Below are 16,448 nucleotides of genomic sequence, written 5' to 3'. Positions count from 1 at the left end.
ACCGTATTGTCTTTTTGATTAATTTCTATGTGACGTGAAGCTGATATTAATAGAGGTTTCTTGTGGTTGCAGATAAACGCAGCTGTCTTTCACAATAACCGCCACTGGACTGTCATCCACAAAGATAACTAAGCACACCGTCTCGCTCCCAACGCGGTACCTGCCAAATTTTAAACCAGTCTTTTAGTGGTTTTGAGACCGCTGATGTACTTGGTTTTACCTTTAAAGAACGCATGTTAGTTCTTAAGACAATATTGCTATGCGCCTTTTCACTGCTAAGCGCTATATGCACGCTCCCGTCGAGCCAAGGCAGTTCATGAACACTATTGGCACTAAGCTGCATACAGGGCTCTGCATCGGCAAAGGGAGGTTTAACCCAATACAGGTCGCCTTGAAAACGCGCTACTTTTCCCCACTGAAATACGACCTCAGGTGTGGCATCAGGTTTAGCATTTAACATCGCTAGTATTTCATCTAGCTGCGCTTTAGAAGGCACAAGTTGCCTGTGGGCAACAAACCATGCTCTGATGACAGCGGCGCGCCAAGAAGCGCTTAGGGCGTTGAGCTTTTGGCCATTTAACTGCTCACTGTTTCGTTCAATCTCCCGCAGATACGAGCGTGCGGTCTCATTAACTTGCTCAGTTTGCTCGGCACATAGCTGAGCGCTTCGCCTTACAGTTTTGGTTAACTTAGGCCATCTGGCAGTCAATTGGGGAATTATTTCGTTGCGTAAAAAGTTTCTGTCAAAGCTATTCAGTGAATTCGACTCATCTTCTACCCATTGAATGGGGTATTGGCGAGCAAACTGTATAATTTCACTTTTCTCTGCGGCCAACATGGGACGCAACACAAGCACACCTTCCCGATGTTGGGCTTCTCCCATCCCTGACAGCCCTTGAGGACCAGCACCGCGCTTTAGCTGAAGCAATACAGTTTCAAGTTGGTCCTCTGCATGCTGCCCAAGAAGCAACGCGCCCCCAACTTCCCGACACACGCCAAGCAAAACCTGATATCTGGCTTTTCGTGCTTCAGCTTCGAGGCTTTTTCTCGCGCCCAAGTCGACATTCACGTGATGAAGATGAAAAGTAACATCGTTTAAGCGACACTGTAGCTCACAATGACGAGCCCAGTTATCAGCGTTGTCGCTTAATCCGTGATGCACATGCACTGCGTGAATTGGAAAATCGTGCACTTCCCGAAGGTCGACAATTGCTTGAAGAAGCACAGATGAGTCAACACCGCCGCTGTAAGCAACAACAAGCGGTGTCGTTAAAGAAAGGTCGGCATCATGAAGTGAGCATGTAATGCGTTGACCGATATGTTCGATCAACGGGTGTAATTGACCTGTCACTTACCAAAGATGCCTTGTATAAATAATTGTGTTTAAGGGCTTAGCAATAACCAAACGACATCAAGCGTGCGTAACGCTCTTCCATCAATTTTGTTTTATCTAGCTCTTTTAACTGATTTAGCTGCTGTTTGATAACAGCCTTAAGGTTAGCAGCCATGCCATTGTGATCGCGATGAGCGCCACCTAGAGGTTCATCAACAATGCTATTAATTAACCCAAGCTCTTTAATTTGAGGTGCACTTACGCCCATTGCTTCTGCCGCCAGAGGCGCTTTTTCGGCGCTTTTCCACAAAATTGACGCACAGCCTTCGGGTGAAATAACCGAGTAAGTTGAGTACTGCAGCATGTTCACGCGATCGCCAACACCGATTGCCAATGCACCGCCCGAACCACCTTCGCCGATAACAGTACACACAATGGGAACGGTCAATTCAGCCATTTCGAACAAATTCTTCGCTATGGCTTCACTTTGGCCACGCTCTTCCGCGCCTACACCTGGATATGCTCCTGGCGTATCAATAAAGGTAATAATAGGAAGATTGAAGCGCTCAGCCATCTTCATAAGGCGAAGCGCTTTGCGGTATCCCTCTGGTTTCGGCATACCGAAATTACGCTTTATTTTCTCGTGGGTATCTCGCCCTTTTTGATGACCGATAACCATAACAGGCTGGTCATCTAGCATTGCAGGGCCGCCAACAATGGCTTTATCGTCGGCAAAAGCACGATCGCCAGCAAGCTCATCAAATTCAGTGAAAATACGAGGAATATAATCTAGGGTGTAGGGACGCATAGGGTGACGCGCAAGTTGAGACACTTGCCACGCGCCTAAGTCAGAGAAGATTTTTTTTGTTAGCTCCGCACTCTTTCCGCGAAGTTTATTAATCTCTTCTTCAATACCTACATCAAATTCGCCACCTTGATTTACCAACCTAAGCTCTTCAATTTTTGCTTCTAGTTCGGCTATTGGCTGCTCAAAGTCCAAAAACTGTATACTCATTTCATGTCCTATTCGTACTACGCTCGTCTATGCAAACGCGAGATGTCCAATCTATCGAACTCTTGCCCTTAATGGTAGAGTATTGAAACGGCTTTTTCTCCCAAACACTGTTTGAGGTCATGTAAAAGTTGGTCCTCTGGTGTGACATACCATTTAGCACCGCATGCTAGAGTAACCTCTGCATCGGGATGTGTCACGGCCAATTGAACGGGACAACTTCCACCGTTAAATGCCTGCAAGATAGATTGCATCTGACTTAATTTCTTCGATTCAAGCAACTGGGTATCTACATTAAGTGCCAGCGCTCTCGCGTTCTTTTCTCGTGCCTGAACAATGTCCATTACATCACGGGCGGTGATTGTATTGCCCCCAGAGAAATCATCAAAGCTGACCTGTCCTTTTATGAGCAAAATTCTGTCATTTTCTAGGACACTTTCAAACTGTTCGTACATATCAGGGAAAAATCGCACGTCAATTCTGGCGCTTTTATCGTCAAGCGTAACAATCGCCCAACGGCGACCGCGTTTGTTTGTCATAACGCGCACACCTAATACCAGGCCAACCGCGTTGGCCATCTGGTCTTTGGCTGTCGGTTTTAGGTCAACAAGACGTCCGTCAGTATAGTGGCGCAACTCATCGGCATACTGATTAATTGGGTGACCCGTTAAGTAGAGGCCAAGCGTGTCCTTTTCGCCTTCAAGCCAGACTTTTTCCGGCCACTCTGGCACGTCGGCAAACGCTTGCTTAACGTCTTCTGGCTCCGTGGTGAGCAAGCCAAACATATCAGACTGGCCAAATGACTCTGCTTTTGCGTGCTGACCCGCTGCAGCTAGTGCCTCAGGTAAACTAGCCATTAGCGTTGCACGATGTGGACCTAAGTTGTCCATCGCACCTAGCCAAAACCAATTTTTCAAGAACGCGTTTATTAACACGCTTAATATCGATTTTGGCACAAAAATCAAAGAGGTCTTTAAACGCGCCTTGGGTTTCGCGAGCTTCAATAATAGCCTCTATCGGGCCTTCACCTACCCCTTTTATCGCGCCTATTCCATAGACAATGCGTCCTTCGCCATCAACGGTAAATTTGTATTTACCCACGTTTAAGTCGGGCGGAAGGATTTCTATCCCCATGCGTTCACATTCATCAACAAGGGTTACAATCTTGTCTGTGTTATCCATATCGGCAGACATTACCGCCGCCATGAACTCCGCGGGATAGTGTACTTTTAACCACAGTGTTTGATAGGAAACCAGTGCATAAGCTGCCGAGTGTGACTTGTTAAAACCGTAACCCGCAAACTTTTCTACCAGGTCGAAGATTTTCATCGCCAGGTCTGGGTCGATATTATTGCCTTTGGCACCGTCGGCGAACGTACCGCGTTGCTTAGCCATTTCTTCTGGCTTTTTCTTACCCATTGCACGACGCAGCAAGTCAGCGCCACCCAGTGAGTAGCCTGCCATCTCCTGAGCGATCTGCATTACCTGTTCCTGATACAAGATAATGCCATAAGTAGGCTCTAGAATTTCTTGCAAGCACTCGTGCTGATATTCAGCATCGGGGTAGGAAATCTCTTCACGCCCGTGCTTACGGTCAATAAAGTTATCTACCATGCCCGATTGCAACGGGCCGGGGCGAAATAGCGCAACCAGTGCGATAATATCTTCAAAGCAGTCAGGTTTAAGGCGCTTAATCAGCTCTTTCATACCTCGAGATTCCAACTGGAATACCGCGGTAGTCTCGGCGTTTTGAAGCGTTCTAAAACTCTTAGGATCTTCAAGTGGAATCGCGCTGATATCTACTTCAACGTTTTTGCCTTCCTTAATCATATCAATCGCCCACTGAATGATAGTCAGTGTACGAAGGCCTAAGAAGTCAAATTTTACGAGGCTAAGCAGTTTCAACGTCATTCTTATCGAACTGGGTAACCGGGTTTTTACCTTCGTCATCACAATACAAAGGCGAGAAATCAGTAATAGTGGTCGGCGCAATAACAACACCACCAGCGTGCTTACCTGCGTTTCGCGTTACCCCTTCTAGAATGCGTGCCATATCGATGAGGTCTTTGACTTCCTCATCGCTATCGTAGACTTCAGGCAATTGAGGCTCGGCCTTGAACGCTTTTTCAAGTGTCATGCCTGGGTCAGGTGGAATAAGCTTAGAGATACGGTCTACAAAGCCGTAGGGGTGGCCTAATACGCGGCCTACATCGCGAACCACCGCTTTTGCCGCCATGGTACCGAAAGTGATGATTTGTGATACCGCCTGACGGCCATAAAGCTCAGCAACGTGATCGATTACCTCGTCGCGCCTATCCATACAGAAGTCGACGTCGAAATCGGGCATAGATACACGTTCGGGGTTCAAGAAACGTTCGAAAAGTAAGTCGAATTCAAGTGGGTCAAGGTCAGTAATTTTAAGCGCGTAAGCAACGAGTGAACCAGGCACCGGAGCCTCGACCAGGGCCAACAGGAATACCGTTGTCCTTACTCCACTGGATAAACTCCATAACGATAAGGAAGTAACCCGGGAATCCCATTTGGTTGATTACTTCTAGCTCGATTCGTAAGCGGTCATCGTATTCAGGTCGTTTCTCTTTGCGCTCATTTTCATCGGGGAATAAGAATTCAAGGCGCTCTTCCAGGCCTTCTTCCGATACCTTAACCAAGAAGTCTTCTGTGGTCATCCCGCTAGGTTGGAAATTGCGGAAGAAAGTACTCGTTTAGTCGCACGGTAACATTACAACGTTTTGCAATTTCCACCGTATTTTCAATTGCTTCTGGAATGTCGCTAAACAGCTCAATCATTTCATCGGCAGTACGTAGATATTGCTGGTCGCTATAGCGCTTTGGACGGCGATTGTCGTCAAGCGTGTATCCATCGTGAATACACACGCGGATTTCGTGAGCTTCGAAGCCTTCTTGCTCGATAAAACACACTTCATTAGTAGCTACCACAGGCAATCCTTGCTTTTCAGCAAGCTCTACCGCGAGGTGTAAATAGTCTTCTTCACCCTGTCGACCTGTTCGTATAAGCTCTAAATAGAAGCGGTCGGGAAAATGGGTTTGATAGAATGATAGTGCGCTATCTAATATTTTGGCGTTATTTTTTACAAGCCCAACGCCAATATCCCCGTGCTGCGCACCTGATAACACAATAACGCCCTCGCTGTGCTCAGCAAGCCAGGCTTGGTCAATAACAGCCCGGTGAGATAAATGCCCGCGAAGGTAAGCCTTAGAAATAAGGATAGTTATGTTCTTGTAGCCTTCGTTGTTCATTGCGAGCAACGTCAGCCTGAATGGTTCATCACCAAATACTTCATTTGTCACCCAAAAATCGGTGCCGATAATGGGTTTAATGCCTAAGTTGTGTGCCTCAGAATAAAACTTTACCAAGCCACACATATTCATTTGGTCAGTAATAGCAACGGCAGGCATATCCAATGCAGCGACCTTCCCTAAGATAGGCTTTACTTTGTTAAGCCCATCCATCATCGAAAAGTCACTGTGGACGCGTAAATGAATAAATGGCGATGACATGATGTTATTTCTCTTCAAGTAACGCTTTTACTGGTTTGAAACTTTTGCGATAGCAATCTAAAACGCCAAATTCAGCAATGGCCTCAAAATGTGCTTTTGTAGGATAGCCTTTATGCCCGGCAAAATTATATTGCGGATAAGCTTCGTGTAACGTCAGCATATCATTGTCGCGCTCTACTTTGGCAATAATTGACGCTGCTGATATCTCGGCATGAAGACTATCGCCCTTCACAACAGCTTCAGCCTCGTAATGCCATGCTGGAACACGGTTACCATCTACACGTACAAAATCAGGCTTCACGGCAAGCCCATCAACCGCGCGGGTCATAGCCAGCATGGTGGCGTGTAAAATATTGAGTTTGTCGATTTCCTCAGGGCTGGCGCGTCCGATACTCCAATAAAGCGCTTTTTCACGTATTTCTTGGGAAAGTGCTACACGCTTTTTCTCGCTCAACTTTTTAGAATCAGTGAGCCCTTCGATAGGATTATTAGGGTCTAAAATAACCGCTGCGGTGACCACATCACCTACCAGTGGTCCCCGTCCTACTTCGTCTACTCCGGCGATTAACTTATGCAAACAATTCCTCCACGACAGCTTTTGCTGCTGTTTTATCAGCATTGCATTTTAGCGTATGGTGGAGGTCGGTGAAACGGGAAATAAGAACAGAATTGTCACTTTCGAAGAAATTGAGCAACTGTTTGCTCATATTCTCTGCATTAACTTCGTCTTGAAGTAATTCAGGAATGATTGCTTCATTTGCAAGTAAATTGGGTAAGGTGAAAAACGGGGCTCTATAAATCCGCTGCATAATGCGGTAAGTCAGCGGTGCCAATTTGTACGCCGCCACCATGGGCCGCTTACACAACATAGCTTCTAGTGTCGCCGTACCTGAGGCAAGTAAGATCACATCGCTGGCGATCATCGCTTCTCTTGCAGTGCCTTGTGCAACCTTAATCGGTAGGCGCGCTTGTGCATTATCGCTATTAGAAAGGATGTCATTAATTTGAGCAAAGCGATGTTCATTAGCCGCAGGGATCAAAAACGTAATGTCGCTGCGCATTGAATGGATTCTCTCGATAGTTTCAAGAAATACCGGCAGTAGCGTCTCAACCTCACCGCGTCTTGACCCAGGTAATACGGCAAGCACCTAGCTTATTGCTGTCAAGCTCAAGAGACAGCCTTGCTGCTTTTTGATCAGGCTCTATGGCAATAGCATCGGCCATAGTGTGCCCCACAAACGTGTAAGGTACTTGGTACTTGTCATACACTTGTTGCTCAAACGGAAACAACCCAAGCACGCGGTTACACGCTTTTGCTATTTTATGAATGCGTTTTTCTCGCCATGCCCACACTGTTGGGCTAACGTAATGTATGGTTTTTATACCACGAGCCTTAAGTGCTTTTTCTACGCGTAAATTGAAATCAGGCGCGTCAATGCCAACGAATATATCGGGTGGGTTTTGCTCAAAATGGGCTAGCAGTTGTTTTTTGACTTTTAGGATGCTGGGAAGATGAGAAAGTACTTCAACCAGGCCCATAACTGATAAGGTTTCCATATCAAAAAGACTGTGAAAACCATTTCGCATCATATTAGGACCGCCAATACCCTCGACAATAGCATCTGGGTATTGGCGCTTTAATTCCGCCACCATTCCAGCGGCAAGTACGTCACCAGAGGGCTCTCCGGCAACCATGCCGATTCGTAATGGCTTTGTCATAACTAGCGAACGATACCTCGCTTCGCATTATTAAGAAACTCAACCATTCTGGCTACGCCAGGAAATGAAGCTGCAGGTTCTGCAAGCTTGCTAACGGCTTCTTCAACCGTGTTTCCTTCACGATAAATAGTCTTATAAGCCCGTTTGATGGCCATGACTTCGTCTTTGTCAAAGCCACGTCGCTTTAGGCCTTCAGAATTTATTCCCTGAGGAATATTCTTTTGGCCGCTTACCATTACAAAAGGAGGGACATCACGCAGCACAATACCGCCCGCGCCTAAAAATGCATGCGCACCTATTTTGCAGAACTGGTGAATACCTACTGCACCACCAACAATAACAAAATCATCCATGTGAACGTGCCCTGCAACAGCCACATTATTAGCAATAATAATATCGTCACCTAGCACGCAATCATGGGCAATATGCGCATTGGCCATAAACAGGCCGCGAGAGCCAATGATGGTAATGCCGTTATCTTGAATAGTACCGCGATGAACAGTAACTCCTTCTCGAAACTCATTATCATCACCGATAACAAGCTCCGTAGGCTCACCCGCATACTTTTTATCTTGGCAGTCTTCACCAATAGAAGAAAACTGATAAAACTTGTTGTTTTTACCGATACGCGTTGGGCCGCGTACCACCACATGTGATTTCAGAATGCAGCCGTCGCCAATTGTGACGTTATCATCGACCACACAAAATGGGCCTATGGTGACATTTTCACCAATGCTTGCACTATCTGAAATTACCGCAGTAGGATGGATCACGTTAACCTATCTCTCTCATCGCACACATAAATTCTGCACTGCACGCTATGTCGCCATCGACGCTAGCAGTACCTTTAAACTTCCAAATCCCTCTGCGCTCTTTCACCAAGGCAACATCAAATTCTAGACGGTCACCTGGCACAACGGGGCGCTTAAAGCGCGCGTTGTCTATCCCTGCGTACAAGTATAGCTTGTCATTATTTCCCATGGTTTTAAAGCCAAGAACCCCAGCCGCTTGTGCCATCGCTTCTAGAATAAGCACGCCAGGGAAAATTGGCTGGTCAGGAAAGTGACCCGTAAAACACGGTTCATTAATGGTAACATTCTTATATGCCTTGATCGACTCACCCAGCACATAGTCTGTAACACGGTCAACCAATAGGAACGGATATCTATGAGGAAGTAACTCCAGAATTTCCTGAATTTCGATGGTATTGAGTGAATTGGTCAAAAACTTTCTCCTGTATACAAGCATGACCTATGGTTGTTTTTACCCTGAGTGCAAAGCCGCGGGTATATCTGGTCAAGCTCGCCGTAAAAAAACTAAAACGGCGGCAACCATACGCTGTTAAGCGTAAAAAACAAATCAGACCAACACCTTTTGGGCATTGGTCTGACAATATTAGTATGAAATAGAAGCGTTAAGTGTTTAAACCCAAACACACCTTATTCTTACATTAGCACTGCCAACCTTGGCAGAGTGCCTTGATTAGTTTACTTTGCTGACTTGCTCAAGTACTTGCTCAGAAAGATCGTGTTCTTCTTTTGCAAATGCTACTGCACCTGAATTTAGCACAACGTCATAACCTTCTTTTGCTGCAACTGCATCAATCGCTTGCTTGATAAGGCCAAGTAGCTTGTTACGCTCTTCGTTACTACGACGTTGGATATTTTGCTGTAGAGGTTGCCCCTTTTCAGCAAGTGACTCACGCACAGCTAGGATTTTTTGTTCTAATTCTTTTTTCTCAGCATCGCTCATCGTTGCCGCATCACGCTGAAGACGCTCAGCATAAAATTGACCGTCACGCTGAAGCTGATTTACTTCTTCAAGCTGATCCTTGAACTCTGCTTGAATTGCATTTTGAATCTCTGCAGCTTGAGGCATTGCTTGAAAAACACCTTGAACATCAACAACTGCCACTTTTTGCTCTGCCATTACAGACGTGCTAACTAAAGCGCTACCCAACATTGCACCAGCAACGAAATGTTTAACCAACTGTTTCAAAGGGAACTCCTTTTTTCATCTTTTTATCAGGTACCTTGATATCGTACCTATCTTAATATTTAGAAAGTTTGACCGATATTGAAAGTGAAGAATCTTGCATCATCACCCTCACGCTCTTGGATTATCTTCGAGAAGCTGAATACCATTGGCCCCATTGGTGAAATCCACTGAACTGATATACCTGCGGAGCTACGATACAGACTCCAATCAGAATAGTCCAATAGCTCTTGCCCAAAACGTTGCGTCGGACTGACCTCAAGCTGACTATACCTGTCAAAATCAAACTCAGTATCCCATACGTTACCTACATCCACAAATACACTGGTACGTACAGAATTGTCCATATCAGCTTCAACGAATGGCGTAGGTACAATTAGCTCAATACCACCTAACGCCATGGCGTTACCACCTAAGCTTCGTTGAGACCAAGATATAACTGCATTTTCTGGGCTGCCGGGGAATATTTCACCGTCTGGGCCAACAATGGTACCAGGATTCGATAACGACACACCTCGAGGGCCTACAGTGTTGTTTTCAAACCCGCGTAACGAGTCTGCACCACCTGCCGTGAAGTTTTCTGTAAACGGCAGAATTTGTTCATTACCGTTAATTTCACCATATCCATTACCGTAACCTAAACGCATACGGGCCAAGAATGACCAGCGCTGATCACGCGATAACGGGAAGTACCACTTACCATCAAATACGGTTTTAAAATAGTTTACATCTGAATTTGGCGTAGTAATGCTAAACGAAGCACGTTGCGACGAGCCTGCCGTAGGGAAAAGGCCTCGGTTCAATGTCGAGCGACTCCAGCTCACGCTCGCCAAGAAACTGTCATATTTAATTGCAGCATCAGGATCATCACCGTTAGTAAACTGGCCGTAGAAACGCTCGGTCTGTTCGAAGAAACCACGGTTAAATAGCTCAACGTCTGCGTAAGTAATACCAAAGTTTATACGGTTAAATTCGTTGATAGGGTAACCAATGTTAGCACCAACTGAATAACGTTTTGAGTTGTACTGAATAACGTTGAAGTCAGAACCATCAAACTCACTATAACCGATTGAGCCACCCAAGCTGATACCATCGATAGTAAAGAATGGGTCGTTATAGGTCGCCTGAATTGACTGTTGGAAGGCCGTTGTATTCAAGTTTAGACCGATGCGTTTACCCGTCCCAAGGAAGTTATCTTGTTGGATACCCGCTTGAAGACTTAAACGTGTTCTATCGCCGTAACCGATACCCGCATTAAACGATCCAGAAGGTTGTTCTTTAACATTGAAATTAACATCAACTTTATCTTCAGAACCCGGAATACGGACTGTCTCAAACTCAACCTCTTCCATGTAAGTCAATCGCGACAGCTGTGCTTTTGACGATTCAAGCAAGTTGTTTGACAACCAAGTACCTTCCATCTGAGTCAGGTTTTGGCGCAGTACGCTGTCTGCAGTAACAACATTACCATTAAACTTGATGCGGTTAACGTATATACGTTTACCTGGGTCAACCGATAGGGTTAATTTAACCGTTTTGTCTTCATCGTTAATATCTGGGACCGTGGTAACCGTCGGGTAAGCGTATCCGAAGCGCCCCAGATACTTACTAATGAACTCTTCGGTATATGTCACTTCAGCTTGGTTATACAACTCACCTGGTGTCAACGGTAAAACCGCCTCAATGTACTCTTCATGACCTAATACATCACCAACTATCTCAACTTCAGATATAGTGTACTGTTCGCCCTCACTAACGTTCATAGCAATATAGATACCAGACTTTTCTGGTGTCATTGAGACCTGAGTTGAATCGACATTAAAGCGCAAATAACCACGGTCAAGATAGTGGTTACGCAGTGTTTCCATGTCGCCTTGGAGAGTTTGTTGCTGATAACGCGTTTCAGACAGGAAGTCCCACCACGGCGTATTGTATTGAAGCTCAAAAGCTTCCATAAGCTCTTCATCGGTGAACAACTCATTACCAACAATATTAATTTGCGCAATTTCCGCGGCATCGCCTTCTTCAAACAGTAGTTTTAGGTCTACGCGATTACGAGGTAGTGGTGTAATGATTGCCGTCACATCAGCGTTGTATTTACCAATGCTGTAAAAGAAATCTTTCAGACCATTTTCAATAGACGTCAAAACGGTTTTATCTAGCGGCTCACCAATTCGGACCCCATTCCCGTCTAAGCTGTCTTGAAGCTGCTCATCTTTGATGTCGTCATTGCCTTCAAAAATGATGTTACTTATGGTCGGACGTTCAGAAACACGCACGACAAGAGTGCTGCCATCTCTGAGAATTTCTACGTTCTCAAAGTGCGTCGAAGAATAGAGTGAACGAATCAACTGTGTCACTCGGAATGTATTTAGCTCGTCGCCAACTTGAACGGGCAAGTATGTTAGTGCTGCACCTAATGCAACACGTTGTAATCCTTCTACACGGATGTCTTCAACAACGAATTCACTGTCTTGCGCCGCAGCGTTGGCAAAGCTAGCACTGGAAAGGATGGCTCCGGCTGCTACTAACTGTTTTAACTTCATCTATTTTTCTTTTCCTGGCCGCGTTTTTATATTAGCTGTTTTGTACTTCCTGACTTCTATCAGGCTATGCGAGCAATATCGTTAAATATAGCGATACCCATTAACGTAAACAGAAGCACGCCACCTATTCTGTAACCCCATTCCTGCACCGCTTCAGGCACAGGTTTGCCAGTGAGCCACTCAATGGTAAAAAACATGAGGTGACCACCGTCAAGCATGGGCAAGGGTAATAAATTAATAATGCCTAAATTTACGCTTATTAGGGCAAGAAAACTCAAGAAGTACGCAAGTCCATACCCCGCACTTGTTCCCGCACCTTGAGCAATTGAAATAGGCCCGCTTAAGTTTTTTACAGACACGTCGCCTGTTACTAGCTTGCCTATCATCTCGACACTCAGTGTCATTAGGCGCCAGGTTTTATCTAGCGCCTTCCCAATAGCCTCTATAATGCCATATTGATGTGTAAACACATACCCTTCTGGCCAAGGCTCAAACGTTGGGCTCACGCCTAAATAACCACTTTGCCCTTGTGGTGTATCGCGGCGCGCTATCGTGGCATGTACCGTCTGTTGTTGTCCATCCCTTTCTATATCGAGCGCAATTCGCTCGCCAGGGTTGTCGACAATGACATCGACTAGGCCATTCCACGAAGACAGCGTAGCGCCGTCCAGCGCAATTAACTTGTCGCCAGGCAATATGCCTGCTTGCTGCGCTGCACTTCCCTCTCCGACGAATCCGACCTCAAGCGTTGGATCAGGTCGAAAAGGTGTTAACCCTAAGCTGCTTAAAGGAGACTCGCTATCTGGGTCAAAGTTCCAAGAACTCAGTGTAAATGTCAGTTCTTTTTCAACACCTGCTGAATTTCTAACCGTCACTTGGGCATTTTCAGACCCTATATTTGAAACCAACTCAAAATTGACGGCTTCCCAGTCTGGCGTATTACGCTGGCCTATTTTGATAATTTCATCGCCGCTAACGACACCAGCAACCGCCGCAATACTATTTGGTTCAACCTCTTTTACTACTGGCTTAACTGTTTCTAACCCCACTAGATACATTAGCCACAGTGCAAAAAATGCAAAAATAAAATTCACGCCAGGACCTGCGGCAATGACGGCCATGCGCTGCAATACTGGTTTGTTGTTAAAGGCGCTATCTGCGAGCTGCTCAGGAACATCATCAATACGTTCATCAAGCATACGAACATAACCACCAAGTGGAATCGCAGCGATAACATACTCAGTGCCTGATTTTCCCATCTTGCGCCAAATTGGCTTTCCAAAGCCAATCGAAAAGCGCTCTACTTGAACACCACACTTGCGGGCAACGTAAAAGTGTCCCCACTCATGCACCGCAACTAAAATACCCAAGGCGACAACGAAAGCACCAAGACTCCAAAAAAATGCTAGCACTGGAACTTACCTCTAATAATGTCGTTTGCTTTCCCTCTGGCGAGTGTATCTTGCTCGAGAATCTGTTGAATAGATGAAACTTGCACGCCAGGTAATGCGTTCAAAGTCGCCTCATTGACACGAGCAATATCACAAAACTCAATACGTCCTTCAAGGAAATGCTCTACCGCAACTTCGTTTGCGGCGTTCAGTCGCGTCGTTGCGCATTGCCCTTCTCTGCAAGCGTCTATTGCTAACTTCAAGTTCGGATAGCGTTCAAAGCACGGGGTTTGAAAACTAAAATCACCTAAACCTGCAAAATCTAGAGGGGATACGCTTAAGCATCAATACGCTCGGGGTAGGCAAGGCCATACGCTATAGGCGTGCGCATATCAGGGTTTCCCATTTGCGCAATCACTGAACCGTCAATGTATTGCACCATAGAATGAATAATGCTTTGGGGATGGATGACAACATCGATGTCATCAGCGCCTGCACCAAATAGCCAGCATGCTTCTATAAATTCCAAGCCTTTATTCATCATGGTGGCAGAATCGATTGTTATCTTTCTCCCCATTGACCAATTAGGGTGTGTGCTGGCTTCATCAATAGTAATTGACGAGAAAGTATTTAAATCACGAGCTCTGAACGGCCCACCAGAGCCCGTAAGCAGTATTTTTCGAATACCAGAATTGCGGAAATTGCCATATTGATAATCGTGAGGGAGACACTGAAAGATTGCATTATGCTCAGAGTCAATAGGTAAGATGGTGGCACCACTTTGGTTAGCGGCTTCAATAAAAAGCGCACCAGACATTACCAGCGCTTCTTTGTTGGCAAGCATTACCCGTTTGCCTGCTTTCACAGCTGCGAGCGTGGGGAGTAGTCCTGCGGCACCAACTATAGCCGCCATTACCGCATCAACCTCGGGCGCACTAGAAACATTCTCCAGCGCCTCAGAACCACATAGCACTTCAGCGTCGACGCGATATGCCTTCGCCATCTCACAGGCCTGTGCATACAACGATTCATCTGCAACAACCACATAACGCGGCGCACACTTGACCGCTTGCTCCATAAGCAATGAAAGTTGTGAATTACTGGTTATCGCGAAAACCCGATATTTATCGGGGTGGCGGTTTATAACATCGAGTGTATTGCAACCGATAGAGCTAGGTAGCCCCTAATACTGTAACCGTTTGCATTACGCCATCCATGTAACATAGCAAAACGCGAATACGGGAAACGCTGCCGTTAAGCTATCAATTCTATCAAGCACGCCGCCATGGCCTGGAAGAATTTTTCCGCTATCTTTTATGCCCGCACAGCGCTTGAGCATACTTTCGTTCAAGTCGCCAAGGGCAGAAACCGCTACCGTTATACAGCCAACAACAAAGTGAAGCCAAATGCGTGATGGCTCAACTTGGTAATGCAGCGCGGCGAAAGCAATAATAGCGAAGGAGGCCGCTACGCCACCGAGTAGACCTTCTAAACTCTTGCCGGGAGACACATTTGGGCGAAGCTTATGGCGACCAAACTTCACCCCTACAAAAAACGCTCCGATGTCTGCTGCCCACACAATACCGAGCACATAGAATATTAGCGAGGTGCCATAGTGATGGTCGACATCGTATAAGCTTGTCTTGAGCGCAATCACCGCCACCCAGGTTGGAATAAGAGTGAGTGCACCGAATATCGTCCTGACGCCTTTACTTTCACGCCAAAAGCCGGTGTGCTTTGGATATGCGAGGACCATGAACAGTGACGCTATCCACCAAAACACAGATACTGTGAGAATGCCCTTGTAAAGTCCATGTAGCTGCCCTTGGTGCCAAATATTATCGGCATCTACAATTAACGACAGCAATATACAAATGCCAAAAGCCCCTATCAGATAAAGCAACTTTTTAGGTCGCTCGCACACCCCTGACATATTGGCCCATTCGTAAGCGCCAATACCTACGACACCTAAACAATAGCAATTTCAAACCAAAAAATAGGGAGAAAAAGAATGGCATAAAGCGCCAGTGGCGCAAGAATTAATGCAGTTATTATTCGTTGTTTTAGCATAGTTTGCCCTTGGCTATTGTTACCAGAGCGAACCTGGTAATTGCCTGCATGGTCTTAGCCATCGGCTGTGACAACTTGTTCACCGGTGAGCCCGAAACGACGTTGGCGAACGTTGAAATCATCTACAGCAAGTTGAAAAACATCTTCGTTGAAGTCAGGCCATAGCACATCGGTAAAATACAATTCGGCGTACGCACATTGCCACAATAAGAAGTTGCTGATGCGATGTTCACCACCTGTACGGATGAGCAAATCGAGTTCAGGAAGGTTTGCAGTAGATATATGAGAATTGAAGCTATCTTCGTCGATGCTGTCGACATCGATTGCGCTAAGCTTTAACCTGTTCAGCAAGTTGTTTGGCGGCGTTTACTATGTCCCAGCGACCGCCGTAATTCGCGGCGATATTAAGCACCAAATCTTGGTTATCCTGGGTCATTTCTTCGGCTTTGCGAATTTTCTCAACCAGCTTTGCATCAAACGCGCTAACATCACCGATGACTTTTAGACGCACCCCGTTTTTGTGTAGCCGTTTAGCTTCACTGTTCAATACAAGGTTGAACAGGTCCATTAATACGCTAACTTCTTCCTCCGGGCGCTTCCAGTTTTCACTAGAGAATGCAAATAGAGTAAGTGATTCAATGGCATTTTGCCGCGCAAAGCGCACTACGGCGCGTACTGATTCTACCCCGGCCTTGTGACCGAAAGTACGAATTTTCCCTTTCTTCTGCGCCCAACGACCGTTGCCATCCATGATGATAGCAACATGTTTTGGGCTAAGCATTTGCTACCTAAGCACCTCTTGTTCGGTCGATTTAGCTGCGCTTAACCGCTTTCCAATCATA

8 protein-coding genes and 5 pseudogenes are annotated in these 16,448 nt (G+C 46.0%); all 13 read right to left on the bottom strand.

From position 1 onward, the window contains the following. Positions 1-112 precede the first annotated feature (112 nt). On the bottom strand, positions 113-1,351 hold the full coding sequence (tilS, locus tag V6N89_RS04985; protein WP_346993490.1) for a tRNA lysidine(34) synthetase TilS: 1,239 nt from the start codon (positions 1,349-1,351) through the stop codon (positions 113-115). Between the two features lie 40 nt (positions 1,352-1,391). Beyond that, on the bottom strand, positions 1,392-2,348 hold the full coding sequence (accA, locus tag V6N89_RS04980) for an acetyl-CoA carboxylase carboxyl transferase subunit alpha (RefSeq protein ID WP_338516596.1): 957 nt from the start codon (positions 2,346-2,348) through the stop codon (positions 1,392-1,394). Between the two features lie 68 nt (positions 2,349-2,416). After that, positions 2,417-5,885, bottom strand: a pseudogene (gene dnaE, locus V6N89_RS04975) (DNA polymerase III subunit alpha). A gap of 4 nt (positions 5,886-5,889) precedes the next feature. Further along, a complete protein-coding gene (rnhB, locus tag V6N89_RS04970; protein ID WP_338516595.1) occupies positions 5,890-6,462 on the bottom strand; it encodes a ribonuclease HII in 573 nt (190 codons plus the stop codon). After that, a pseudogene (gene lpxB, locus V6N89_RS04965) lies at positions 6,455-7,604 on the bottom strand (lipid-A-disaccharide synthase). The gene rnhB and the pseudogene lpxB overlap by 8 nt, the downstream one beginning before the upstream one ends. 2 nt (positions 7,605-7,606) lie before the next feature. Further along, the gene (lpxA, locus tag V6N89_RS04960) at positions 7,607-8,377 is read right to left on the bottom strand and encodes an acyl-ACP--UDP-N-acetylglucosamine O-acyltransferase (protein ID WP_338516594.1); all 771 of its coding nucleotides are present in this window, start codon (positions 8,375-8,377) and stop codon (positions 7,607-7,609) included. 1 nt (position 8,378) lies between these two features. Then, complete coding sequence (gene fabZ / locus V6N89_RS04955; protein ID WP_338516593.1) at positions 8,379-8,828, bottom strand: 3-hydroxyacyl-ACP dehydratase FabZ; 450 nt, start codon at positions 8,826-8,828, stop codon at positions 8,379-8,381. A gap of 258 nt (positions 8,829-9,086) precedes the next feature. Continuing rightward, a complete protein-coding gene (locus V6N89_RS04950; protein ID WP_338516592.1) occupies positions 9,087-9,602 on the bottom strand; it encodes an OmpH family outer membrane protein in 516 nt (171 codons plus the stop codon). A 59-nt stretch (positions 9,603-9,661) separates the two neighbouring features. Continuing rightward, positions 9,662-12,145 (bottom strand): outer membrane protein assembly factor BamA, encoded by a 2,484-nt coding sequence (gene bamA, locus V6N89_RS04945; protein WP_338516591.1) that lies wholly within the window; start codon positions 12,143-12,145, stop codon positions 9,662-9,664. A gap of 59 nt (positions 12,146-12,204) precedes the next feature. Beyond that, complete coding sequence (gene rseP / locus V6N89_RS04940; RefSeq protein WP_338516590.1) at positions 12,205-13,557, bottom strand: sigma E protease regulator RseP; 1,353 nt, start codon at positions 13,555-13,557, stop codon at positions 12,205-12,207. Beyond that, positions 13,551-14,741 (bottom strand): annotated as a pseudogene (ispC, locus tag V6N89_RS04935) (1-deoxy-D-xylulose-5-phosphate reductoisomerase). Before ispC ends, rseP begins: the two are co-directional and overlap by 7 nt. Further along, positions 14,741-15,606: pseudogene (locus V6N89_RS04930) on the bottom strand (phosphatidate cytidylyltransferase). The pseudogenes ispC and V6N89_RS04930 overlap by 1 nt, the downstream one beginning before the upstream one ends. A 54-nt stretch (positions 15,607-15,660) precedes the next feature. After that, positions 15,661-16,387: pseudogene (uppS, locus tag V6N89_RS04925) on the bottom strand (polyprenyl diphosphate synthase). Positions 16,388-16,448: the final 61 nt, after the last annotated feature.

This window comes from Alteromonas gracilis, assembly GCF_036870955.2.
Taxonomy (GTDB): Bacteria; Pseudomonadota; Gammaproteobacteria; order Enterobacterales; family Alteromonadaceae; genus Alteromonas; species Alteromonas gracilis_A.
This window is presented reverse-complemented; position numbering and strand designations above follow the sequence as displayed.